Raw genomic sequence first — 23,802 nt, 5'->3', positions numbered from 1 at the left:
GCCTGGCCGAACGCTTTTTTGCGAAGCACTGAACAGATTGCGCCATCGTCGCTCGGGAATGCGCGAACCATGCCTTCTAGAGCGGCCGGCCTGTGTTACACGGGGCTCCGCAAGCGCCCATGCGCTGATACATGGACTGAACAGGAGGAACATGGATGTTCGCCCCAGCCAACCAGGCCCACTTCACGCTTTCCCTCGAAGGCATCGAGCACGACTTCAAGGTGCTCGAACTCCAGGGCCGCGAGGCTATCAGCCAGCCCTATCGCTTCGACCTGGAACTGGTCAGCGAGCGCTCCGACCTGGATCTGGAAAGCCTCCTGCATCGCCCGGCCTTCCTCGCCTTGGCGCCGGTCGGCAGCGGCATCCACGGGCTGGTGCATCAGGCGGCCCAGGGTGAATCCGGTCAACGCCTGACCCGCTATCGGCTCACGCTGGTGCCGCAACTGGCCTACCTCGCCCATCGCATCAACCAGCGCATCTTCCAGCACCTGACGGTGCCGCAGATCATCGCCCAGGTGCTCGAGGAACACGGCATCCAGGCCGATGCCTACCGTTTTCAGCTCGGCCCGGTGATCTACCCCGCGCGTGAATACTGCGTGCAGTACGACGAAACCGACCTGCACTTCATCCAGCGCCTGTGCGAGGAAGAGGGTATTCACTATCACTTCCAGCACGGTGCGAGCGGTCATGTGCTGGTCTTCGGCGATGACCAGACCGTCTTCGCCAGACTCGCCGCCACCGCCTATCAACAGGACAGCGGTCTGGTCGCCGACCAACCGGTGATCAAGCGCTTCGGCCTGCGTCTGGAAACCCGCCCCAGCCACGTCACGCGCCGCGATTACGATTTTGAGAAGCCACGTCTGAGCATGGAGGCCGCGTTCCATAGCGACTTCCAGCCCGACCTTGAAGACTACGATTACCCCGGCCGCTTCACCGAGCGCGCCCGCGGCAAGCACCTGTCGCAACGCGCCCTGGAGCGCCACCGCCACGACTACGAACTGGCCGAAGGCGAAAGCGACCAGCCGCAACTTGCGAGCGGGCACTTCCTCCCGCTCGGCGAACACCCCCGCAGCGACTGGAACCAGCTCTGGCTGCTGACCGAGGTGCTGCATGAAGGCAAACAGCCGCAGGTGTTGGAGGAGTCGGTCACGAGCGATAGCCAGTCACGTGACGGCTTCACTCAGGGCTACCGCAACCACTTCACCGCCACGCCCTGGGATATCCCTTTCCGCCCGGCCCTTCGCCATCCGAAACCGAAGGTGCTCGGCAGCCAGACCGCCGTGGTCACCGGCCCGGCCGGCGAAGAAATCCACTGCGACGAGTACGGCCGAGTACGCGTCCAGTTCCACTGGGACCGCGAAGGCCAGGCCGACGACAAGACCAGCTGCTGGCTGCGCGTCTCCTCCAGCTGGGCCGGCGACCGCTACGGCGGTATCGCCATCCCGCGGGTCGGCATGGAAGTGCTGGTGACCTTCCTCGAAGGCGATCCCGATCAACCGCTGGTCACCGGCTGCTTGTATCACAAGGAACATCAGGTCCCCTACGACTTGCCGGCGAACAAGACCCGCACGGTGCTCAAGACCTTGAGCTCACCGGGTGGCGGCGGCTACAACGAGCTGCGCATCGAAGACCGTAAGGGCCAGGAACAGATTTATATCCACGCCCAACGCGACTGGGACGAGAACATCGAGCACGACCAGAAAGTCCGCGTCGGTCACGAGCGCCACGATACGGTGGACGCCAACAGCTACAGCGAATACCGCGCCGAGGAACACCGCACCACCCACGCCGACCGCAAGACCGAAATCCGCGCCAACGACCACCTCACCGTGGGTAACAGCCAACAGCTCAAGATCGGCACCGGGCAGTTCGTCGAAGCGGGCCAGGAAATCCACCTCTCCAGCGGCCTCAAGGTTGTACTGGAAGCCGGCAGTGAACTGACCTTCAAGGCTGGTGGCAGCTTTATCAAGCTCGATGCCAGCGGCATCACCATGGTCGGGCCTTTGATCCGGATGAACTCGGGGGGAAGTCCGGGGAATGGATCGGGCGCGGCACCGATATTGCCAGGGCAGGTGAAGGCCGCGGATGCGGATGTGCCAGGGATTTCACTGGAAGCCTTGGTAAAACAAAACATGCTGTTTCGCAGCACCCGCACTGGCGTATGTGAGGTGTGCGAAGCAGCTAAGGCGTCAAAGGAAGATGAGGCATGAGCACCCCAATGCCCGATGGAAACGGTGCAGTTCTGCTCGACGGAGCTCGTTACGAGAGCGCGACGGCGTGGCTTTATCAGTGTTTCCCTAGCCATCAACCAAGGCCGTTATTGCTCAGTACGGCCTATGAGCCCATAGCAGACGCTGGTCCTATTTTGTTGGATGCTCCGGTTGGCAGCATTGCCTATGAAGCATGGAGAAACGGGACCGAAATCAAGGATGGTCTCTGGCTGGAAAGCGATGCTTCGATGGACGATCTGCAACGCATACTGCTGCGTCGCCTGCGCATCTTCACCCCAGAACATAGCGAACTCTGGCTACGCCTGGGTGACGCCCGGCCTCTGTATCAGGCATGGCAGCGCGAAGGGCAATGGCCGGAGGGATTCTGGCACCGGATCTCACGCATCTGGCTTCATCACGAAGGCACAATTTTTTGTGCCTGGCAAAACGAACAACCAGAGAAAGACGGCGCGCCAGCCAAGCTCGATCTCGCCGCGCAAATGACGCTCGACTGGCGACTGCTGGAAGCACTTGCCGAACAGGACGACACGGCACAGGAGGCTCTTCCATGACTGGTCAAACTTCCGCCCCACCCAGTTTGACGGTCGCTGGATGCCCCCTGCTCAGTGCTGTACTCCCGCTACGCTATGCTCTAGGCCCGACCCTGACAGTGGATACGAGCGCTTATTCCTTGCCACCTGTACAGGGAGACTTTCCTGCAATAGGCGATTACTTCGAGTCACTCAAGGGCCGTTCGCTGAATTACACCGCCCGCCTGTTGCGCGATGGCTGGTTGTACGTTTGGCAGAGTGGCCAAAGACAACTGATCGAGTACCGTGTCAGGGCGGCGGCCTTTACCCAAACAGCCCGCGGCGGAAAAGTCATCGACAGCCGCAGTCTGCCCTATTTGCTTCTTCCGGCTGGCGTACCGGCCATGCTGGCGTGGTCGCCTTGCCAGTGGAGCGATAGCCAGTACGCCGCAGCCAAGGGAAAAGGAGAGGTGCGTCAACGCGTGATGCGCACCATCACCCCTGGAACAGCACCATTCAGTGGTCCAGCCCGAACGATCCACGAGCGTATCGGCGATTACATGGACTCCGACTGGTATGGCTGGAGTTGTGAACCCTCTACCAGTCATCGACCGGCATGGCCAAAGCTGCTGGATGACATGCAGCGCTGCGAGCAACAGGCGTACGCCTTAATCGACGATCCGTGGGGCATATTGCTGGACCTGGCCAATCTGCTTCGTGCACGGCAACAGTCATTCAAGGTCATCCGGGAAGTGCACGGCGAAGACTGGGCCGTTGCAGGAGTGCTCAAATCTCTGGCAGAAGGCGACCCGCAAATCGGCGGCCAACTGCGCAGCATCACCAATTACCGCAAGCTGCAGGCGACCTGGCAGCAACAGACGCAAGAGGAAGAAGCCTATAGTGGCGACGTGCGCCGCCTCAGCGTACTTTGGTCGGCCTGGCTAAATACCCTGGGGCAACGTGGTCCTGCCAGCTTGGATACGGCCTGCGGCCACTTCGACATCACCCAACCCGAGCCACGTGCAGAGCTGGAACTCCACTTCGCGGCTGCCTGCCTGGGGCCGGCGTCAACCGGCCCCGGAGCCAATGCCACAGCCAACGCTCTGACACTCCAGCAGCGAGAGGGAAAACCCTGGCTGGTTTGGGCGTTGTTGGGCTTGGGCAAACGCCTCGGTGTCGGCGAAATCAATTCCCTGGTAGCGCTGGCTGACGGCGTAAGAGACAACGGTGCAGGCGCGTTGAACGAGGCGCACAAACTGGCGCAGTTGCTGAATCAGGCAGCCGATAAGCTGGGCCGGCATATTTTGGCTTCGCCGTTGGAAGCGCTGTTTACAGCCCTCGCTCCCGTTGTCGGTCTGGGCCTGCAGAAAGCAGACGATGGTTCCAAGGCTGCCGGACGCCTCTATCTCGCCGCTGCCCTGGCGCGCAGCCAACAGCGTCTGGCTGTCGAGGCTGTCAGTCAGCGGCAGCTTGGCGAATGGATGAGCGACCTGATGGGCACGCGTCCTAAGCTGCCAGCCGGCCTTAAACCCACAATACTCAGTGTTGCGATCAGCGATGCTCTGCCTTTCTTCCGTCTCCTACCAGCCAAGGACTTGCCGCCTCTGCCCACCTACCTGACTTCGGATGTCAACCTCAAAGGGATGCTCGATCTTGGAAAGGGAGCTCTGGAAAAAGCACCGATTAAATGTGTAGTAGCACTTGTGGCAGGGGTGAATTTTATATGGGGTGGGCTACAGCTAACCGACAAGCAGTCAGGGAAAAATTGGCTGAGCTTTGTGGGAGGAAGTTTTGGGGCTTCTACTGCAATAGCAGCGACCTTACAAAAGGTTGCTGAAGTCGACTGGGAGGCGACAGTCAAGATCAATGGGGCCGGACATATAGCTTCGCAGAAGGCTTTGGCTGATGCACTGGGCGTAGGCGCAAAAGCGTCAATCCTACAATCGGTGACCTCTGGCTTCGACGTATTGGTCTACGGAATCGAAGCATTCGAAGCCTATAAAGTCGGCGATGTGGATACTGCCGCCATCAATGCCGGATTGACCTTGGCTTCCACCGCCAATCTGCAACTTTACGTGCAGAGCTTTAGGGCCATACGCGCCGCCCGTGCCGCAGTCATCGCTGGCGAAGCTGCCGTCATAAGCCGCGGTGTCAGCGTGGCACCGCACTTGGCAGCCCGCGCTCTGGGATGGACGATCCTGATCGTCGGCGGAGTAATTGCGCGGCAATATACCCAGGACACACCTCTTGAAACCTGGGTCAAAGGTACCCGATTCGGCACCCGACCTGCCGACTGGTCGAGCAGCTACGGAAAGTCGATGACTGAGTTCTACAAGGTTGTCTTCCCTATCAGCTTCGAGGCTTACCGAATCAACGAATTGAATCCATATCGAGGCATGCAAACCATTACCTATGTGCTGCTGCGACTACCGGGAAAGAGCGCGTTGACCGACGATATGATCCATTTCAAGGGGCACGAAACCTGGGGCAGCTTCTTCGGTTTCGGCGGCACACGCAAGGCCGTGGAATGGACAGGCAAAGACTTCGACCATCATGGCGGCACACGAGTCAGACCCGAACCTGGTGTGGCTATCTACCGTCGCGTTTATCACGAAAATAACGGTGAGAAGTTCGATGCCATACGTGGCGAACTGAGCTATTCGCCCGTTGAGGGACTAACCCTCCCTCCCGTAGAAATCAAGGAGCTCGCATGGCTGTAAGCGACCTGATCCAACAGGCCCGCACTCGCTTCGGGCTGGCCCCTTGCGTGCTCTTGCACGCCGACGAACCCACAGGAGAAAAGCCTTGGGAAATGTTCGTTACCGACGAACATACCGAACACTATCTGGCACTAAAGGCCGGCGGGGACACAGACAGGGGCATGCTAACAGGAGCAATCGGGGGAATCGGTGGCGTAACCACCTTTATGATGCTTGCCATCCTTATCCTTAGCGGAAATACAGATGGTATTTGGATAGGTTTTAGCTTGGCTGTCGTTCTATTTGTTATTCCTTTTACTTGGGAAACATGCCGTCCACTTCCCCTGCCAATCCTCTTCAATCGCCGCACACGCGAAGTTTATTTCGATCATGAGGGCAAGCTCTACCACAGCCCTTGGGACGGTATACAAGCGCTGGCGGGAGAGTTCCTTATGGTAGGCCCGCACACAGGTGGAATGCGAAATGCCTCACTGGAAATCCTCGTACGCCGCCTGGGCGAGCCCGACAATGCCTTGCTGGTAAGCCTCGGTTTACCAATGGGTAAAACTCTTCAAATGCAGAAGGGTTTTTGGGAATGGCTACGTGCCTATATGGACAATGGTCCTTGGTTCGATGAAAACGGCCAGCACAGCGCGTCAGACACCTACGTCAAGAAAATGCTTTCTGCCCATACCAACCCCACCGGGTTTCTTGCCTACCGGCGGCAAAGGATTGCCGAGAAAAAAGCAGCCAACGAGGGCAAGAACTACTTGGAATGGACGGATACGGTACTGTACCTGGGACATTTGCTCTTCTTTCCGATGAACTGGTTGCAGGAGTTCACGTATAACATCGCCAAACGCCGTTCTCGTAACCGCTGGCCACGGATTGTCACCGAACGTCTGCAACCCAATGGCCCGACTACACGTTTGCTCGACCTGGAGCGAGAGCGGGGATTGGACGTGTGAGTCAACCCTCGTACCCGACGCAAGAGGTAGTTGTCCGAATACTGCCATTGAGTTGTTTGGCTAATCGGATTACTACCGAAACGTAACTTGTCACGGCAACTCCAACCCACCCCCAGCCTTATGCAGCCCGCGCAGATGCTCGCCGATCTGCGCGAGGTTCACTTCGATCGCTTCGAGCTCCTCCCGCCGCTCGTCCCCCAGCAGCACGCGCACTTCCTGGTCCAGCTCTTCGCTCAGTTGATTCAGGCGCAGTTGGCGTTGTTCGCTCTCGCGTTCGAGGCGGGTCCATTCGCTGGGTTGTGGCAGGCCGTAGCCTTGGCCGTCGAGCAGTTCGGCGGGGCGGCTGAGGTAGCCGCTGTTGGCGAGGATTTCCTGCAGGGCGCCGTCGGCCTTGTTCAGGCTGGCGTCGCGGCCGCGGCCGCCGAGGTAGCGGTTCTTCAGTTCGTCCTGGGCGAGGAGTAGCTGGCGGCGCAGGGCGGCCTGCTCGACTAGCAGTAGGGCCGCAGAGGCGCGTAGGTCGGCGCGGTCGATCCAGGGTTGGCGCTCGGCGGCGCTGAGTTCCAGCCACTGTTCGACGCTGCCCTGCGGCAGGCCCAGGCGTTCCTTGAGTACGGCGAACATGGCCTGGTAGCGGTCGCGGTAGGAGTCGAAGCGATAACCCATGCGCAGCGCTTCACGCGGATCGTCGAGCACGCTGGCGCCGGCCAGACCGCGGTGGATCAGCACTTCCAGCAGCCCGTTGGGCATGATGCTGTCCAGTGCCACCAGATCGCTGCGCGCCGTGCCGCTGCGCAGCAGTTTCAGGGTTTCCACCGCGCAGTTGTTGGACAGGAAGTAGTAGTCGCCGTCGTAGCTCCAGTGCAGCTCGGCGCTGCGCTCGACCAGTGCGCGGATCTCGTCGTGCTGTAGCTTCAGCGGCACCGAGGCCAGCCCGCGCAGCTCTACCTTGGTGTACTCGTCGATCACCTGACCCAGCGGCAGGATGAACAACCGCGAGGGGTAGACGCCGGTAAGGCCGTCCCAGCTGGACAGCTGTACATCGTCGACGAAGGCGCGGAAGGACAGCACCAGGTGATGATCCAGATCCAGTCGGCAATCGGGACCGGGCTCGCGGCCGGGCGCGCAGATCACCAAGCGTAGCATGCTGTGGCCCCAGCGGCTGACCCAGGCATCGTTGGCTTCGGCGAACAGGTAGTCGACTTCGTAGACACGCGCGGGGTCGAGGCTCAACAGGGGCGTGCGGCCGAACTCGCGACCGGCGTTGAGAAACGTATAGCCTGCGGTGCAATCGGCAGCGGTGCCCGGCGCCCAACCGAAGTGTTCGCTGAAGTAGCGGTACAGGGACGGGCGCCGGCAGGCGTAGCTGGGGTCGAGCAGAAAGTATTCGAGATTCACTGCGACGAATTCCAGCGGGCTGGTCAGCTCATACGGATCTGGGCTGCGCGCCAGCTGCGCGTTGTCCTGCTCGCGCAGGCCACGCTTGCCGACGCGCTGCGGCCAGCCGGCGAGATCGAGCAGGCGCGGCTCATCGCTCAGGGTGAAGCGGCGGCCGGTCTGCCCGCGGCAGTGGTCCGGCAGGCCAATCAGGCCGAGATTGCTGGCGCGCTGACGGCACTGGCCCTGCAGCAGGTGCTGCTCGGGCGACCACAGGCGCGCGCGGTCATAAAGATGCGCCACTTCGTGAATGACGGTGGCGAGCAGCTCGCGGCGTACCGTGCCGTGGGGACGATTGGTCTTCTCGCTGGCAGCGCTGCCGTCGGTCAGCGCCGGCAGCAAGCGCCGGTTGAGGTCCAGTTGTTTGCCGCCAGCGCGGCCATAGGCCTGTTCCGGCAGGTTGTCACGCCACTGGACGCGAACTTCGCGGTCGAGGCTCCGCAGCAGGCGTGGTGGCAGGGCGGCCATGGCTTCGTCCAGCAGCGCCTGGCTGGCGGCGCGTTGCTCGGCGTCCAGCGTGCGTGAGTCGAGAACCAGGCGCAGCTCGGCATGAGCCGCGATGCTGGCCAGGCTCAGGCAGCTCGCCAGCAGCCAGGCGCCGAGGCGAATCACAGCGCGAGGATGGCTTCGGCCAGTTGCAGGTCGCTGGCATTGCGCGCCGCGGGGAATTCACTGCGCAGGGTGCCGATCGCGGCTTCCAGGTGCGCACCGCGGATCTCGCCGGCGCTGGCGACGAAGCTGGCAGCGTCTTCACGCGCTTCGACGACGACCTTCATGTCACTGATGCGGCTGGTCACGTCGGAGGTGAAGTTGATGCTGCGGTCCAGGGCACGTACCACGATGTTGCTGGTGGCGACGAGGGTCTGCGCCTGGGCAGCGCCCGCGGCGACGGCCAGCGCCAGCGGGGCGGCGAGCAATAGCTTGTTCATCGATGAATCTCTCACGGGTCGGGGCACCGGCAGGCCGGTGCGATTATTGGACGAGGATCGCTTCGGCCAGTTCCAGGTCGCTGGCGGCAAGCTCCGGGTGTTCCTGGCGCAGACGCGATAGGGCGGCCTGCAGGCGAGCCGCGGAGAGCTGCCCTTCGCTGGCGACGAAGCCCGCCGCGTCTTCGCGGGCCTCGGCGATCAGCTTGTTGTCGAAGGGGGCGCTGGTCAGTTGGCTGCTGACGTAGCTGGTCTGCACGACACCTGCGGTGGTGACATCGAAGGCGTACGCCGAGCCGGTGGCGAAAGCGATAAGCAGAATGGCGATGGAAAACGAACGCATGGGAACCCTGTTGCCGAGTAAAACGGCGCCAAGGCTAGCGAAACGCCTGTCCCAGAGCCAGTGCCCGGTTGCATCCGCAGGTTTCGGCAGCGTCCGCTGCCTGGCTCATCAAAGCGCGAGTATCGCCTCGGCCAGCTGCAGGTCGCTGGCCTGCAAATGCGGCTGCTGGCTGCGAATGTGCTGCAGCGCCGCCTCGAGATGGGCGCCGCGCAGATCACCACGGCTGGCAACGAAGCGCGCAGCATCGTCACGGGCGTCGAGTACCAGCTTGTCGTCGCGCAGGGACGAGGTCAGGTCCGAGGTGGCATCGACGGTATTGATCAGGCCGCCGACCACCATGTCGGTGGTGGCGGTGAAGCTGGCTGCCGAGGCAGCGCCGCTCAGCAGCAAGCCGGCAGCGAAGAAGGGAAGCAGGATTCGGGACATGGCAGATCTCCAGTAGTGAGGCTCTAGACCGTACCATGGGCGTTGCGTTCCCGCCGCCACGGCCGTGCCGATCAGCTTAGGCGGGGATCGGTAGACGTGATAGTGCGAGCCGCCTCAACGCCAGAACGGCTTGTCCAGTTCGCTGACACGCTCGCTGTGGCTGATGCCGATATCGGCCAGTTGGCGGTCATCGAGCTGCGCCAGTTGCTGCCGGGTACGGTAGTTGCGTTGCCAGCGCTGCAGCAGGCGCAACAGCTGCTGCCAGCTGCGGCTATGGAGGGTGGCTTGGTATGGACGAGTCAGCGAGCGGTCCATGAGCGCGTTCCTTCCCGGCAAACCGGGTGCGGGTTATGGGCAGACAGGATCGCGCGCAGCCAGCTGCTGTTACAGCCACAGGGGATTTCAATTGTGCCGGTGCAGTTCGATAACCATCGCGACTGTACTGCTCGCGCGACGAGCAACTGTTCGCTAGGGACGCGGCGCCCTTGCCAGCGCCCCCGGGGTGGTGCCGAACTGCTGGCCGAACGCGGCGATAAACGCCGAGGTGGACTCGTAGCCGCACGCCAGCGCGACGTCGGTAACGGGCTGGCCCCGTTCCAGCAACGGCAGGGCGCTGAGCAGGCGCAGACGCTGACGCCAGGCGCGAAAGCTGAGGCCGGTGTCGCGCTGGAACTGGCGGGTCAGGGTCTTCTCGGATATGTGCAGCCGCTCGCTCCACTGCGCCAGGCTGAGGGAAAGGTCCGGCTGTTCGTACAGCGCCTCGCAAATGCCGCGCAGGCGTGCATCGTCGGGCCAGGGCAGCGAATAGCTAAGCTCCGGGGCGGCGCGCAGCTGGTCGAGGATGACCGCGGCCAGGCGGCCGTCGGCGCCCTGTTCGTCGTAGTCCACCGGCAGCGTGCCGAACGTCCGGATCAGCTCGCGCAGCAACGGGCTCACGGCCAGCACCTGGCAATGCGCAGGCGCCCAGGGTACCACACGCTGGTCGATGTACAGGCTGCGCATCTCGGTCTGCGGCGAGCTGATTACCTCATGCAGCAAGCCGGGCGGAATCAGGATGGCGCGCTGCGGCGGAGCGAGAAAGCGCCCGCGCTCGGTATGCACGCGCAACACACCGCTGATGGCGTAGGACAGCTGCGCCCAGGGGTGGTTGTGGCGGGGTGTGGTGGTCCGTTCGGCCAGGGATTCGCTGCGGGCGAACAGCGGTCGCGGCAGCGCATCCATGACCGGAATGCTGCGTTGGGTGAGGCCGGCCTGTCCTTTTCTCGACATTTGTCTGGCCAATGGCGTTAGTCGGATGTTCGCGCCGACAGTAGACTCCTGAGCCATTCGCTGCAAGCCACACGCATCAGGAGCGCCCATGGCCAGACCCCGCCTGCTACCGGACAATTTCACCCTCGCTCTGCTCGGCGCGGTGGCGATCGCCACGCTGCTGCCGGCACGCGGGCAGGGCGTAGTAGTGTTCGAGTGGATCACCAATCTGGCCATCGGCCTGCTGTTCTTCATGCACGGCGCCAAACTGTCGGGTAGCGCGATCCTCGCAGGCATGGGCCACTGGCGCCTGCATTTGTTGGTGTTCAGCTGCACCTTCGTGCTGTTCCCGCTGCTCGGCCTGGCGCTGCGTCCGGTGCTGACGCCGATGGTCGGGCCGGAGCTGTATCTCGGCATCCTCTATCTCTGCGCCCTGCCGGCTACGGTGCAGTCGGCCATCGCCTTCACCTCCCTGGCGCGCGGCAATATCCCGGCGGCGGTGTGTAGCGCGGCAGCCTCCAGCCTGATCGGCATCTTCCTCACGCCGCTGCTGGTGCTGCTGCTGATGGGCGCGCAGGGTGAAGGCGGCTCGACGCTGGATGCCATCGGCAAGATCGTCGTGCAGCTGCTGCTGCCGTTCATCGCCGGGCAGATCGCGCGGCGCTGGATCGGCGACTGGGTGGCGCGCAACAAGGGCTGGCTGAAGAACGTCGACCAGAGCTCGATCCTGCTGGTGGTCTACACCGCGTTCAGCCACGCGGTGGTCGAGGGCATCTGGCAGCAGGTGCCGCTGCCGCAGCTGCTCGGCCTGGTGCTGGCCTGCTGCCTGCTGCTGGCGCTGGCCCTGCTGATCACCTGGCTGGTGGCGCGCTGGCTGGGCTTCGATCTGGAAGATCGCATCACCATCCTCTTCGCCGGGTCGAAGAAGAGTCTGGCCACCGGCATCCCCATGGCGCAGGTGCTGTTCGCTGGCGGCGCGCTGGGCACGCTGATCCTGCCGCTGATGCTGTTCCACCAGATTCAACTGATGGTCTGCGCGGTGCTGGCGCAGCGGTACGCGTCGCGACCGGAGACGACTTCGGTGGCAAAAGCGAGCTGATCTGAAGTCAATACACAGCAGATTCATGACTGGCGCGCAAAGATGATTTGCTCGCCCTGGCCTGGGTGTCATGCCCGACCGTGGATAAGCTGCGCGCCATTCTGTTGCTGAGGCATTCCCATGAAGAAGATTCTGCTACTCAACGGCGGCAAGGCCTTCGCCCACTCGGCCGGCCAGTACAACGCCACGCTGCACCAGGCCGCCAACGAAACCCTGACGGCGGCCGGCTTCGAGGTGCGCACCACCGAGATCGACGCCGGCTACGACGTGCAGCAGGAGGTCGAAAAGATTCTCTGGGCCGATGCGCTGATCTACCAGATGCCTGGCTGGTGGATGGGCGCGCCCTGGACGGTGAAGAAGTACCTCGACGAGGTGTTCACCGCCGGCCACGGCAGCCTCTACGCCAACGACGGCCGCACCCGCTCCGATGCCTCGCAGAAATACGGTAGCGGCGGTCTGTTGCAGGGCAAGCGCTACATGATTTCCGCCACCTGGAACGCGCCACAGCAGGCCTTCGACGACCCCAGCGATTTCTTCGCCGGCAAGGGCGTGGATGCCGTCTACCTGCCGTTTCACAAGGCCCACGAGTTTCTCGGCCTGCAGGGCCTGCCGACCTTCCTCTGCGTCGATGTGATGAAGCGGCCGCGGATCGAGGCGGATGTCGAACGCTACCGCCGGCATCTGGGCGAGGTGTTTGGCTTCAACGTCTGAGCTTCGGCGGGCAAAGAAAAAAACCCCTCGCGGCGTGGGCCGGGAGGGGTTTTTCGCTTCAGCGCGAGGCGATCATTCCACGGCCTTGACCATGTCCTCGACGACTTTCTTCGCGTCGCCGAAGACCATCATGGTCTTGTCCATGTAGAACAGCTCGTTGTCGAGGCCGGCATAGCCGCTGGCCATGGAGCGCTTGTTGACGATGACCGTCTTGGCCTTGTAGGCCTCAAGGATCGGCATGCCGGCGATCGCCGATTTCGGATCGGTCTTCGCCGCCGGGTTGACCACGTCGTTGGCGCCGAGCACCAGCACCACGTCGGCCTGGCCGAACTCGGAGTTGATGTCATCCATCTCGAACACTTGCTCGTAAGGCACTTCGGCCTCGGCCAGCAGTACGTTCATGTGCCCCGGCATGCGTCCGGCGACCGGGTGGATCGCGTACTTCACGGTTACGCCCATGTGCGTCAGCTTCTCGGCCAGCTCCATCAGCGCGTGCTGCGCGCGGGCCACCGCCAGGCCGTAGCCCGGGACGATGATCACGGTGTCGGCGTTGGTCAGCAGGAAGGCCGCGTCGTCGGCCGAACCGGACTTCACGTTGCGCTCCAACTGCGCGCCCGCCGGGCCGCCGGCATCGGCGTCGGCACCGAAGCCGCCGAGGATCACGTTGAAGAACGAGCGGTTCATCGCCTTGCACATGATGTACGAGAGGATCGCGCCGCTCGAGCCCACCAGCGAGCCGGCGATGATCAGCATCGAGTTGTTCAGCGAGAAGCCGATACCGGCCGCCGCCCAGCCCGAGTAGCTGTTGAGCATCGACACCACCACCGGCATGTCGGCGCCGCCGATGGGGATGATGATCAGCACGCCGATGACGAAGGCCAGCGCCACCACGATCGCGAAGGCGGTCAGGTTGCCGGTGAAGGTGTAGACCAGACCCAGGCCGACGATCGCAAGGCCCACGGCCAGGTTGACCATGTGCTGGCCCTTGAACACCACCGGGGCGCCCTGGAACAGGCGGAACTTGTACTTGCCCGACAGCTTGCCGAAGGCGATCACCGAACCGGAGAAGGTGATGGCACCGATGGCCGCACCAAGGAACAGCTCCAGGCGGTTGCCCACCGGAATGGCGTAGCCGATCTGCTCGACAATGCCCAGCGACTGCGGCTCGACCACCGCCGCGATGGCGATGAATACCGCGGCCAGGCCGATCATGCTGTGCATGAAGGCGACCAGCTCGGGCATCTTGGTCATCTCGACGCGCTTGGCCATGACGGTGCCGACGCTGCCGCCGATCAGCAGGCCGACGATCACGTAGCCGATGCCGGCGGTGGCCAGCTCGCTGCCAAGCTTGAAGATCAGGCCGACCGTGGTCAGTACGGCCAGGCCCATGCCAATCATGCCGAACAGGTTGCCGCGACGTGAGGTGGTGGGGTGGGACAGGCCCTTCAGTGCCTGGATGAAGCACACCGAGGCGACCAGATAGAGCAGGGTGATCAGGTTCATGCTCATGGCTTACTTGCCCTCCGCCTTGGCCGCGCTGCGGTCCTTCTTCTTGAACATTTCCAGCATGCGACGGGTGACCAGGAAGCCCCCGAACACGTTGACCGCGGCCAGCGCCACGGCCAGGGTGCCCATGGCCTTGCCCAGCGGGGTGACGGTGAGCGCGGCGGCCAGCATGGCGCCGACGATGACGATCGCCGAGATCGCGTTGGTAACCGCCATCAGCGGGGTGTGCAGGGCCGGGGTGACGTTCCAGACCACGTGGTAGCCGACGTAGATCGCCAGCACGAAGATGATCAGGTTGTAGATGCCGTCTGAAATCAGATCCATGTTCGCGTCTCCCTTAACCGTTGGTCCGCACGACCTGGCCGTCGCGGCACATCAGGCACGCGGCGACGATGTCGTCTTCGAGGTTGAGCTGGAACTGGCCGTCCTTGTCGGTGACCAGCTTGAGGAAATCCAGCAGGTTGCGGGCGTACAGCGCCGAGGCGTCCGCCGGCACCAGCGTCGCCAGGTTGGCGTGGCCGACGATGGTCACGCCGTGGCGCACCACCACCTGATCGATCTCGGTGAGCGGGCAGTTGCCGCCGTGGCCGGCCGCCAGGTCGACGATCACCGAGCCGGGCTTCATCTGCTCGACGGTGGCTTCCTGCAGCAGCGTCGGCGCCTTGCGGCCCGGGATCAGCGCGGTGGTGATGACGATGTCCGACTGCAGCGCACGCTCGTGCACCGCCTGCGCCTGACGCGCCATCCACGAAGCGGGCATCGGCCGCGCATAGCCACCGACGCCTTCGGCGCATTCGCGCTCCTCGTCGGTCTCCAGCGGCACGTCGACGAACTTGGCGCCGAGCGATTCGATCTGCTCCTTCACCGCCGGACGCACGTCCGAAGCCTCGACCACCGCACCCAGGCGCTTGGCCGTGGCGATGGCCTGCAGCCCGGCGACACCGGCACCGAGGATCAGCACGCGCGCGGCCTTCACGGTACCGGCGGCGGTCATCAGCATCGGCATGAAGCGCGGGTAGTGATGGGCGCCGACCAGCACCGCCTTGTAGCCGGCGATGTTGGCCTGCGACGACAGTACGTCCAGGCTCTGCGCGCGGGAAGTACGCGGCGCGGCCTCCAGCGCGAAGGCGGTGATGCCGCGGGCAGCCATGCGCGCAATGCAGGCATTGTCGAACGGGTTGAGCATGCCCAGCAGCACGCTGCCGGATTGCATCTGCGCCAGTTCGGCATCGTCCGGCGCATTGACCTTCAGCACCAGCTCAGCAGCGAACGCCGCGGCGGCATCGCCGATGGTTGCGCCGACCGCTTCATAGGCGCTGTCCGGCACGCTGGAAAGCAACCCGGCGCCGCTTTGCAGCGTCACCCGGTGCCCTTGGCCGATCAGTTTCTTGACGGTTTCCGGGGTCGCGGCGACGCGCGTTTCCCCGGAGTGGGTTTCGAGAGGAACACCGATGTGCATTGTTGTTGTTCTCCTGCGTGATCATGACCGGTGCTGCGGCGAGCCGCGCACCGACGTGCTTTTCACCCGCCCGCTGCTCTGGCGGACGGGGTATGGAACAGGTGAAGCCAGCCGGGCGAAGCGCAAAAACGGATCGCCCGGCGCGGCATTCTGCAAGCCTTGAAAAAATCAAACAACTGTTTCAATCAAACGATTGTATTTGACGCGTCGGTCGCAGGATGACTGCCTGTTTTCCGCGCTTCGCTGCAGATTGCGTCCTGTTTGGCTCTGCGTACGTCCAAGTCGTCCGCGCCAGGCACACGACACGGCCGCATCATGAATGACGCGCCATTGACGGGGTATTCGTCAGCGGTGCCAAGCGCCTCCGACCTTGGTGTCGGGTTAAGTCGATATGCAGGAAAAACGCGCGCACGTTGAAATGTCATTCAATCCTTGTAGTCCAACTAGGCTGGTTGGACCCGATTGGAGTGTTTCGAACGCAGTGACGTCGGGTCGCTGCGTATCGCTGGTGGAGCTGCACGATGCCCGAACTCGATGTAAACGAAGTCACCACGCTGCTCGAACAGTCGGCCCAGCGCCGTCTGCCGTTCGCCTTTGCCCGCCGCCACGGCGTGATCCTGCTGGAGCGCGGCAGTGAGCTGCGTCTGGGCCTGCGCGAAGGTGCCGCGCTGACTGCGGTGCAGGAGGCGCAGCGGGTGGTCGGTATGCGCTTGCCGATGCAATGGCTGCCGCAGGCGGATTTCGAGCAGGCGCTTGGCGCGGCCTATCAGCACGATTCCTCGGCGGCGATGCTGATGGTCGAGGGGCTGGGCAACGACCTCGACCTGGCCAGCCTGGCCGACCAGATCCAGGAAACCGAGGACCTGCTGGAGCAGGAGGACGACGCGCCGATCATCCGCCTGATCAACGCCATTCTCGGCGAGGCGATCGCCGAGAACGCCTCGGATATCCATATCGAAACCTTCGAGAAGCGCCTGGTGATCCGCTTTCGCGTCGACGGCATCCTCCGTGAAGTGGTGCAGCCCAAGCGCGAGCTGGCGGCGCTGCTGGTTTCGCGGATCAAGGTCATGGCCAAGCTGGATATCGCCGAGAAGCGCATCCCGCAGGATGGGCGCATCTCGCTTAGGGTCGGCGGGCGTGAGGTCGACATCCGCGTTTCCACCTTGCCTTCGGCCAATGGCGAGCGGGTGGTGTTGCGTCTGCTCGACAAGCAGGCCGGGCGCCTGACCCTGCGTCACCTGGGCATGAACGAGCAGGACCGCGACCACCTGGAACAGGCGGTGAAGAAGCCCCACGGCATCATTCTGGTCACCGGCCCTACCGGCTCAGGCAAGACCACCACGCTATATGCCGCGCTGACCACGCTCAATGACCGCACGCGCAATATCCTCACCGTCGAGGACCCCATCGAATACCACCTCGAAGGCATCGGCCAGACGCAGGTCAACACCAAGGTCGACATGACCTTCGCCCGCGGCCTGCGCGCCATCCTGCGCCAGGACCCCGACGTGGTGATGGTCGGCGAGATCCGCGATCAGGAAACCGCCGACATGGCCGTGCAGGCCTCGTTGACCGGCCACTTGGTGCTCTCCACGCTGCACACCAACAGCGCCATCGGCGCCGTCACGCGCCTGGTGGACATGGGTGTCGAGCCGTTCCTGATTTCCTCCTCGCTGCTCGGTGTGCTGGCCCAGCGCCTCGTGCGGGTGCTGTGCAATGACTGCAAACGTGCCTACGTCGCCGATGCCGCCGAGTGCGCGCTGCTCGGTGTGAGTCCGGACAACGCACCCACGCTGTATCACGACGAAGGCTGCGAGCAGTGTCGCGGGCTCGGGTACCGCGGGCGTACCGGCATTTACGAACTGGTGCTGTTCGACGATGCCCTGCGCACCATGGTACACACCCGCGCCAGCGAGCAGGACATGCTGCGCCACGCGCGGGTGCTGGGGCCGAGCATCCGCGACGACGGCCTGCGCAAGGTGCGCGAAGGCGTGACCACCATCGAGGAAGTGCTGCGGGTGACGCGTGAGGAGTGAGGGGATGAGGTTGTTTCAGGCTCGCCTGGTGAGGCATCTGCGGTGCGGCAGGTGGTGTGTCATGGCGCCATTCGCGGCCAGGGCCACTTCCATGCACCCAAGCAGCCCAGGTGGAAGCGGCCGTGACCGCGAATCGCCTGTGTTGGAGACCGCCTGATGGCTGCCTTCGAATACCTTGCCCTCGACCCCCGCGGCCGTGAGCAGAAAGGTCTGATCGAGGCCGACAGCCCGCGTCAGGCGCGCCAGCTGCTGCGCGAGAAGCAGTGGGCACCGCTGGAGGTGAAGCAGGCCAAGTCCAAGGAAGACGTCAGCCGCGGCGGTTTCAGCTTCGGTCGTGGCCTGTCGGCGCGCGATCTGGCCTTGGTCACCCGCCAGCTGGCGACGCTGGTGCAGGCCGCGCTGCCGATCGAGGAAGCCCTGCGCGCGGCAGCGGCACAGTCCACCTCGGCGAAGATCAAATCGATGCTGCTGGCGGTGCGCGCGCGGGTGATGGAAGGCCACAGCCTGGCCGCCGCGCTGCGCGAATATCCATCGGCATTTCCCGAGCTCTACCGCGCTACGGTGGCGGCCGGTGAGCATGCCGGCCATCTTGGGCTGGTGCTCGACCAGCTGGCCGACTACACCGACCAGCGTCAGCAGTCGCGGCAGAAAATTCAGCTGGCGCTGCTCTATCCGGTGATCCTGATGGTCGCCTCGCTGGCCATCGTCGTGCTGCTGCTGGGCTACGTGGTGCCGGACGTGGTCAAGGTCTTCGTCAACACCGGCCAGGAGCTGCCGGCGCTGACCCGCGGTTTGATCGCCACCAGTGACGTGGTGAAGAACTGGGGCTGGCTGATCGTGCTCGGCATCATCGCCGGCGTGCTGGCCATGCGTGCGGCATTGCGCGATCCGGCGCTGCGCCTGCGTTGGCACGCGTTCATCCTGCGGATACCGCTGATCGGTCGGCTGAGCCGGGCGACCAACACCGCGCGCTTCGCCTCGACCCTGGCGATCCTGACCAAGAGCGGCGTGCCGCTGGTGGAGGCGTTGTCCATCGCTGCTGCGGTGATCGCTAACCTGCGCATCCGCGAACGGGTGGTCGAGGCCGCGCAGAAGGTGCGCGAGGGCAGCAGCCTGACCCGCGCACTCGACGCCACCGGCGAATTTCCGCCGATGATGCTGCACATGATCGCCAGCGGCGAGAAATCCGGTGAACTGGATCAGATGCTGGCGCGAACCGCACGCAATCAGGAGAACGACCTCGCTGCCCAGGTGTCTTTGCTGGTCGGTCTGTTCGAACCGTTCATGCTGGTGTTCATGGGGGCTGTGGTGCTGGTCATCGTGCTGGCGATCCTGATGCCGATCCTCTCTCTCAACCAACTGGTGGGGTAATGACAATGAAGTTGCAACGACGCACGCAAGGGGGCTTCACCCTCATCGAAATCATGGTGGTGGTGGTCATCCTCGGCATCCTTGCCGCGCTGGTGGTGCCGCAGGTGATGAGCCGGCCGGATCAGGCCAAGGTCACCGTGGCCAAAGGCGACATCAAGGCCATCGGCGCCGCGCTGGATATGTACAAGCTGGACAACTTCACCTACCCCAGCACCCAGCAGGGCCTGGATGCGCTGGTGAAAAAGCCTTCCGGCAATCCGCAACCGAAGAACTGGAACCGCGACGGCTACCTCAAGCGCCTGCCCAAGGACCCATGGGGTAACGACTACCAATACCTGTCGCCAGGTACCCAGGGCCAGTTCGACCTGTACTCCTTCGGCGCCGACGGCAAGCCCGGCGGCAGCGACCTCAACGCCGATATCGGTAACTGGGACCTGTAATCGATGTGGCAGCGCGCCCGCGCTTTCACGCTGATCGAGCTGCTGGTGGTCATCGTCCTGCTGGGCATTCTGGTCAGCGTGGCGGTGCTCAGCGTCGGCGGTTCGAGCACCTCGCGCGAGCTGCGTGACGAGGCGCGGCGCCTGGCGGCGCTGATCGGCGTGCTCAGCGATGAGGCAGTGCTCGACAGTCGCGAATACGGCCTGCTGGTCAACAGCGAGGGCTATCGCGTACTGCGCTACGACGAGGCGGCCACACGCTGGCTGGAAGTCGAGCGACGCAAGGTGCACAAGGTGCCGGAGTGGATGCGCCTGGATCTGGAACTGGACGGCACGCCGCTGGAACTACTGGCCCCGACCCAGCGCGAAGACGACCGCGCCGGGCTGTCCCGCGATGATGAGCGCACGGCACGGCGGGCACCGCGACTGGAACCGCAACTATTGATCCTTTCCAGCGGCGAGCTATCGCCGTTCAGCCTGCGGTTGTCCGAACGCAAGCCGCGCGGCGGTGCCTGGCTTATCGCCAGCGACGGTTTTCGTCTGCCTGAGGCGCAAGTCATCGAGGACAAGCGATGAGCAGACACTTGGCCAGGGTCGGCCGTGGCTTCACCCTGCTCGAAGTGCTAGTGGCATTGGCCATCTTCGCCAGCGTGTCGGCGGTGGTGCTTACCGCTGCCGGACGAAGTCTGACTAACGCAGGGCGTTTGGAAGAACTGACCCTGGCGGGCTGGATCGCCGACAACCGCATCAGCGAACTGCAATTGCAGCAGACGCCGCCTGCCATCGGCCGCGAAACCCAGGAGCTGGATTACGGCAGCCGCAAGTGGCAAACGCTCAGCGAAATCGAGGCCAGCGCCGACCCTGGCCTGCTGCGCGTCACCGTCTGGGTCGCGCTGCAGACGCCGCGCGCGCGCAGCGGCCCCTTATCAGAGCGTGCGGTGACCAGCCTCACCGGCTTCATTGCGGTTGGCCCGGGAGTGGCGCGCCAATGAACGCCCACGCGCGCACCAGCGCCGGTTTTACCCTGCTCGAGCTGCTGATTGCCATCGCCCTGTTCGCGCTGCTTGGCCTGGGTACCTACCGCATGCTCGAAGCGGTGTTGCAAAGCGACGAGGCCGTGCGCGCGCAGGAGCTGCAACTGCGGGAGCTCAGCCGTGCGGTGTGGGCCTTCGAGCGCGACCTGCAACAGGTAGTCGGACGGCCGATTCGCGACGGCTTCGGCGACGAGCGCAATGCCTTTATCGGCCAGCTCGGCGGCGACGACGGCGCGCCGGTGCTGGAATTGACCCGTGCCGGCTGGCGCAACCCCACCGGACTGCGCCGCGCCAATCTGCAGCGGGTGCGCTGGCGGCTGGCCGGGCAGAATCTCGAACGTGTCTACTGGGTGGTGCTCGACCGCGATCTCGACAGCGAGCCGCGGGTGCAGCGGGTGCTGGAGAACGTGCAGGGCCTGCAGTTGCGCTATCTGGACGAGGAAGCCGTGTGGCACGAGGAATGGCCGCCATTCGATTTCGGTCGCGGCAGCCCGGAAGACGCTGCCGAGCGCTTGCCGGTCGGGCTGGAACTGAGCATCGAACATGCCCGCTACGGCCGAGTTACGCGCGTGCTGCGGCTGCCGGATGCCGCCGAGCAGACGACGCAGCAGGCATTGCCCGGCGCCGAAGGCGTGCCCGAGCCGTTCGAAGGGGAGCTGCCGCAATGAAGCGTCAGCGCGGCGTGGCCCTGATTACCGTGCTGCTGGTGGTGGCCATCGTCACCGTGGTCAGCGCGGCGATGGTCGCGCGTCAGCAGCTCAGCATCCGTGCCAGCAGCAACCAGCTTCAGGCGCGCCAGGCCTGGCATTACGCGCTGGGCGGCGAGGCGCTGGCGCAGGCCATCCTCGCTCGCGATCTGCGGACCGGCGCGACTGGCGAGCCGGGCGCCAGTGGTGAGGCCGCGGCGGTCGATCATCTGCTCGAACCCTGGGCGCAGCCGCTGCCGGCGTTCGAGATCGATCAGGGCGAAATCCTGGTGCGTATCGAGGATCTGGCCGGGCGCTTCAATCTCAACGACCTGCTCCGCGACCAGCAGCCCAATACTGCAGCGGTCGAGCAGTTTCGCCGCCTCTTGCTGCGCCTGCAGATCAGCGCGCCCTACGCCGAGCGCTTGGTCGACTGGCTCGATCCCGACCAGCAGCCGAGTGGCGAATTCGGCGCCGAAGACAACGCCTATCTCGCGCTGGACCCGCCGTACCGCAATGCCGGGCGTCGGCTGCATGATTTGTCCGAGCTGCGCCTGCTGCTGGACATGCGCGAAGAGGATTTCCAGCGGCTGGCGCCCTATGTCGCCGCATTGCCGCCCAACGTGCCGCTGAACGTGAACACGGCCAGCGCGATGGTGCTCTCCAGCCTGAGCGACAACCTCAGCCTCGGTGCGGCCGAGTCGCTGGTGGAGCTGCGCCGCGTCGCACCGTTTCGCAACAGCGCGGCCTTCCTCGCGCAGCCGGCCATGGCCGGCACTACGCTGCAGGGCACTGCGCTGGCGGTTGGCAGTCAATTCTTCCAGGCCACCAGCGAAGTGCGCCTGGGCGATCGCCGGCTGGCGCTGGTCAGCCTGTTGCAACGCGAGCAGGACGGCAGCGTGCGCGTGCTCGCGCGAAATCTTGGCCAGCCTGCCCGGTTAGCCCGCTCATCCGATGGAGAACGCTAGATCATGGATTGCCTTTTTCTGCCTGCCGACAGCCCTGCCAGGCTCGATGGCGCTACGCGTGTCTATTGGCTGCCCAAGGACGGCCCTGGCCGCTGGCAGCCCCTGGCCGACTGCGGCGGTGGCAGCGGCGCGATCAGCCTGATTCTGCCGGCCGAAGTCTGCAGCTTCTTCGCGATCAGCTTGCCGACCCGCAAGGCGCGCTGGATGCAGCAGGCGCTGGCCTACGCCGCCGAGGAGCTGCTCGCCGAAAACGTCGATGATCTGCACCTGGCGTTGGGCGAAACGCTGCCCGATGGCCGCCAGCGCGTCGTGGCGATCCGTCGCCAGCTGCTGGCCGGCTGGCTGGAGCAGCTTCGTGAGCTGGGTCTGCTGATCGTGGCGATCCATGTCGATGCCGACCTGCTGCCGCGCGAGGACACGCAGCTACTGTTCGTCGGCGAGCGTGGCCTGCTTGGTGGCATCGGTGAAACGCGAATGGCCTTCGCCAGCGAAGACTGGCCACAGCTCTCCGCCTTTTGCCCGGTGCCCTGGCATGCGCAGGGCGATGCGGCCGAAGCGCCGGCAGTGGTGGAGGGTTATCGACAGGTGGAGGACCCCTACGCCTTTCTAGTCAGCCAGCGCGCGGCGGCGATCAACCTTGCCCAGGGCGACTTCGCCGTGGAGGTCGGCAACACCGGCCTCGGTTACTGGAAACCACTGTTTGCGGTCGCCGGGCTGATTCTGCTGGTGCAGCTGGGTTTCAACCTGAGCCAGGCCTGGTATTTCCAGCGTCAGGGCGATGCCTATGCCGACGCCAGCCTGGCGCTGTACCGCGAGCTGTTCCCCGAGGACATTCGCATCGTCAACATGCGCGCGCAGTTCGACGATCACCTCGCCCGTGGCAGCGGTGGTCAGGCGGGCTTCCTGCGTCTGCTCGACCATGCTGCCGCAGCGCTGGAAGATGGCATTCCGGTGACCATCGGCCAGCTCGACTACAACCAGGATCGCGGTGATCTGGCGCTGCAGGTACAGGCGATGGACTTTGCCACGCTGGAAACCCTGCGCCGGCGTCTGGGTGAAGCGGGGCAGAGCGTGCAGCTGGGCTCGGCCAGTCGTGAAGGCGACGGCGTCAGTGCGCGCGTGGTGATCGGAGGCTGATGATGAATCTCAAGCAACAACTGGCCGTGCGCCTCGCCGATTCACCACTGTGGCAGCGCTGGCAACGGCTGGCCCCACGCGAGCGCACCTCGCTGAGCCTGCTTGGCGCCTTTCTGCTCGCGGTGCTGTTCTACCTCTGGCTGTGGCTGCCGGCCCAGCGCCAGGCCGCCGACGCTCGCGAGTACTACCAGGCGCAGCGCGAGCTGCACGCTTACATGGAGCAGAACACCGAACTGGCGCGGCAGATGGAGCGCAGCAATCAGGTCGAATTGGCGCCGGAGCAGCTGCAGGGCGTGATCACCGAAAGCGCGCAGCAGGGCAATCTGTCGATCGAGAGTTTCGACAACGGCAGCGACGGTAGCCTGCAGGTGAGCCTTCCAGGTGCCTCTTATGCGCTGCTGCTGCGCTGGTTCGACGCGCTGCAGGGCCAGGGCGTGAGCGTTACCGAAGTCAGCCTGGAACGCGCCGGAGAAGGGTTGGTGAATGCGCGGGTGAGCTTTCGCGCCAGCACTTGAGGGTGCCTGAATCCGGAGCTTTCGTCGGGCCTGCAGCCTTTGGCGCAGACCCGACGGCA

General features: G+C 64.2%; 24 protein-coding genes. 15 read left to right on the top strand and 9 right to left on the bottom strand.

Features of this window, described 5'->3' with window-relative positions:
• The first annotated feature begins 155 nt into the window (after positions 1-155).
• Genes tssI through PSEST_RS22445 form a run of 4 tightly spaced genes read left to right on the top strand, consistent with a single transcriptional unit; the run spans position 156 to position 6,407 of the window.
• On the top strand, positions 156-2,210 hold the full coding sequence (gene tssI, locus PSEST_RS20560; RefSeq protein WP_015278844.1) for a type VI secretion system tip protein TssI/VgrG: 2,055 nt from the start codon (positions 156-158) through the stop codon (positions 2,208-2,210).
• Positions 2,207-2,782, top strand: a complete 576-nt coding sequence (locus PSEST_RS20555; RefSeq protein ID WP_015278843.1) for a DUF4123 domain-containing protein — start codon at positions 2,207-2,209, stop codon at positions 2,780-2,782. Before tssI ends, PSEST_RS20555 begins: the two co-directional genes overlap by 4 nt.
• Positions 2,779-5,460 (top strand): toxin VasX, encoded by a 2,682-nt coding sequence (locus PSEST_RS20550; protein ID WP_015278842.1) that lies wholly within the window; start codon positions 2,779-2,781, stop codon positions 5,458-5,460. Before PSEST_RS20555 ends, PSEST_RS20550 begins: the two co-directional genes overlap by 4 nt.
• Entirely contained in the window at positions 5,451-6,407 is a 957-nt protein-coding gene (locus PSEST_RS22445; RefSeq protein ID WP_015278841.1) for a hypothetical protein, read from the top strand. The genes PSEST_RS20550 and PSEST_RS22445 overlap by 10 nt, the downstream gene beginning before the upstream one ends.
• A gap of 90 nt (positions 6,408-6,497) precedes the next feature.
• Here the strand turns inward: PSEST_RS22445 and PSEST_RS20540 are convergent, their stop codons facing one another.
• The 6 genes from PSEST_RS20540 to PSEST_RS20515 form a co-directional block, all read right to left on the bottom strand.
• Positions 6,498-8,453, bottom strand: a complete 1,956-nt coding sequence (locus PSEST_RS20540) for a DUF4105 domain-containing protein (RefSeq protein ID WP_015278840.1) — start codon at positions 8,451-8,453, stop codon at positions 6,498-6,500.
• A complete protein-coding gene (locus PSEST_RS20535; protein WP_013981319.1) occupies positions 8,450-8,770 on the bottom strand; it encodes a DUF2388 domain-containing protein in 321 nt (106 codons plus the stop codon). The genes PSEST_RS20540 and PSEST_RS20535 overlap by 4 nt, the downstream gene beginning before the upstream one ends.
• A 43-nt stretch (positions 8,771-8,813) precedes the next feature.
• The gene (locus PSEST_RS20530) at positions 8,814-9,110 is read right to left on the bottom strand and encodes a DUF2388 domain-containing protein (RefSeq protein ID WP_015278839.1); all 297 of its coding nucleotides are present in this window, start codon (positions 9,108-9,110) and stop codon (positions 8,814-8,816) included.
• Between the two features lie 108 nt (positions 9,111-9,218).
• A complete protein-coding gene (locus tag PSEST_RS20525) occupies positions 9,219-9,536 on the bottom strand; it encodes a DUF2388 domain-containing protein (protein ID WP_015278838.1) in 318 nt (105 codons plus the stop codon).
• Between the two features lie 114 nt (positions 9,537-9,650).
• Complete coding sequence (locus PSEST_RS20520; RefSeq protein WP_015278837.1) at positions 9,651-9,851, bottom strand: DUF1127 domain-containing protein; 201 nt, start codon at positions 9,849-9,851, stop codon at positions 9,651-9,653.
• Between the two features lie 153 nt (positions 9,852-10,004).
• The gene (locus tag PSEST_RS20515) at positions 10,005-10,805 is read right to left on the bottom strand and encodes an AraC family transcriptional regulator (protein ID WP_015278836.1); all 801 of its coding nucleotides are present in this window, start codon (positions 10,803-10,805) and stop codon (positions 10,005-10,007) included.
• Positions 10,806-10,893: 88 nt separating this feature from the next.
• Here PSEST_RS20515 and PSEST_RS20510 point away from each other — a divergent pair, with 88 nt between their 5' ends.
• Together PSEST_RS20510 and PSEST_RS20505 are read left to right on the top strand one after the other, a co-directional pair.
• On the top strand, positions 10,894-11,883 hold the full coding sequence (locus tag PSEST_RS20510) for a bile acid:sodium symporter family protein (protein ID WP_015278835.1): 990 nt from the start codon (positions 10,894-10,896) through the stop codon (positions 11,881-11,883).
• A gap of 120 nt (positions 11,884-12,003) precedes the next feature.
• A complete protein-coding gene (locus PSEST_RS20505; RefSeq protein ID WP_015278834.1) occupies positions 12,004-12,594 on the top strand; it encodes an NAD(P)H-dependent oxidoreductase in 591 nt (196 codons plus the stop codon).
• A 72-nt stretch (positions 12,595-12,666) separates the two neighbouring features.
• Here the strand turns inward: PSEST_RS20505 and PSEST_RS20500 are convergent, their stop codons facing one another.
• From PSEST_RS20500 to PSEST_RS20490, 3 genes are read right to left on the bottom strand one after another with little or no spacing between them, the layout of a single operon-like run.
• A complete protein-coding gene (locus tag PSEST_RS20500) occupies positions 12,667-14,103 on the bottom strand; it encodes an NAD(P)(+) transhydrogenase (Re/Si-specific) subunit beta (RefSeq protein WP_015278833.1) in 1,437 nt (478 codons plus the stop codon).
• Between the two features lie 3 nt (positions 14,104-14,106).
• Entirely contained in the window at positions 14,107-14,424 is a 318-nt protein-coding gene (locus tag PSEST_RS20495) for an NAD(P) transhydrogenase subunit alpha (RefSeq protein WP_003284152.1), read from the bottom strand.
• 13 nt (positions 14,425-14,437) lie between these two features.
• Entirely contained in the window at positions 14,438-15,559 is a 1,122-nt protein-coding gene (locus PSEST_RS20490) for a Re/Si-specific NAD(P)(+) transhydrogenase subunit alpha (RefSeq protein WP_015278832.1), read from the bottom strand.
• A 521-nt stretch (positions 15,560-16,080) separates the two neighbouring features.
• Between PSEST_RS20490 and gspE the strand changes: the two genes are divergently transcribed.
• From gspE to PSEST_RS20445, 9 genes are all read left to right on the top strand, one after another.
• The gene (gene gspE / locus PSEST_RS20485; RefSeq protein ID WP_015278831.1) at positions 16,081-17,595 is read left to right on the top strand and encodes a type II secretion system ATPase GspE; all 1,515 of its coding nucleotides are present in this window, start codon (positions 16,081-16,083) and stop codon (positions 17,593-17,595) included.
• Between the two features lie 156 nt (positions 17,596-17,751).
• Positions 17,752-18,966, top strand: a complete 1,215-nt coding sequence (gene xcpS, locus PSEST_RS20480; RefSeq protein ID WP_015278830.1) for a GspF family T2SS innner membrane protein variant XcpS — start codon at positions 17,752-17,754, stop codon at positions 18,964-18,966.
• The gene (gene gspG / locus PSEST_RS20475; RefSeq protein WP_015278829.1) at positions 18,966-19,406 is read left to right on the top strand and encodes a type II secretion system major pseudopilin GspG; all 441 of its coding nucleotides are present in this window, start codon (positions 18,966-18,968) and stop codon (positions 19,404-19,406) included. Before xcpS ends, gspG begins: the two co-directional genes overlap by 1 nt.
• Positions 19,407-19,409: 3 nt before the next feature.
• Positions 19,410-19,979 (top strand): type II secretion system minor pseudopilin GspH, encoded by a 570-nt coding sequence (gspH, locus tag PSEST_RS20470; RefSeq protein ID WP_015278828.1) that lies wholly within the window; start codon positions 19,410-19,412, stop codon positions 19,977-19,979.
• The gene (gene gspI / locus PSEST_RS20465) at positions 19,976-20,395 is read left to right on the top strand and encodes a type II secretion system minor pseudopilin GspI (protein WP_015278827.1); all 420 of its coding nucleotides are present in this window, start codon (positions 19,976-19,978) and stop codon (positions 20,393-20,395) included. The genes gspH and gspI overlap by 4 nt, the downstream gene beginning before the upstream one ends.
• A complete protein-coding gene (gspJ, locus tag PSEST_RS20460) occupies positions 20,392-21,105 on the top strand; it encodes a type II secretion system minor pseudopilin GspJ (RefSeq protein ID WP_015278826.1) in 714 nt (237 codons plus the stop codon). Before gspI ends, gspJ begins: the two co-directional genes overlap by 4 nt.
• Positions 21,102-22,091 carry a type II secretion system minor pseudopilin GspK gene (gspK, locus tag PSEST_RS20455; RefSeq protein ID WP_015278825.1) on the top strand — a complete coding sequence of 330 codons (990 nt, stop codon included), beginning with the start codon at positions 21,102-21,104 and terminating at the stop codon, positions 22,089-22,091. Before gspJ ends, gspK begins: the two co-directional genes overlap by 4 nt.
• Positions 22,092-22,094: 3 nt before the next feature.
• Complete coding sequence (gene gspL / locus PSEST_RS20450; protein WP_015278824.1) at positions 22,095-23,228, top strand: type II secretion system protein GspL; 1,134 nt, start codon at positions 22,095-22,097, stop codon at positions 23,226-23,228.
• The gene (locus tag PSEST_RS20445; protein ID WP_041756827.1) at positions 23,228-23,743 is read left to right on the top strand and encodes a type II secretion system protein M; all 516 of its coding nucleotides are present in this window, start codon (positions 23,228-23,230) and stop codon (positions 23,741-23,743) included. The genes gspL and PSEST_RS20445 overlap by 1 nt, the downstream gene beginning before the upstream one ends.
• The last annotated feature ends 59 nt before the right edge of the window (positions 23,744-23,802 follow it).

The organism is Stutzerimonas stutzeri RCH2, assembly GCF_000327065.1.
GTDB classification, from domain to species: domain Bacteria; phylum Pseudomonadota; class Gammaproteobacteria; order Pseudomonadales; family Pseudomonadaceae; genus Stutzerimonas; species Stutzerimonas stutzeri_AE.
Note: the sequence above shows the minus strand (reverse complement) of the source record. Positions and strands in the feature narration are given on the sequence as shown.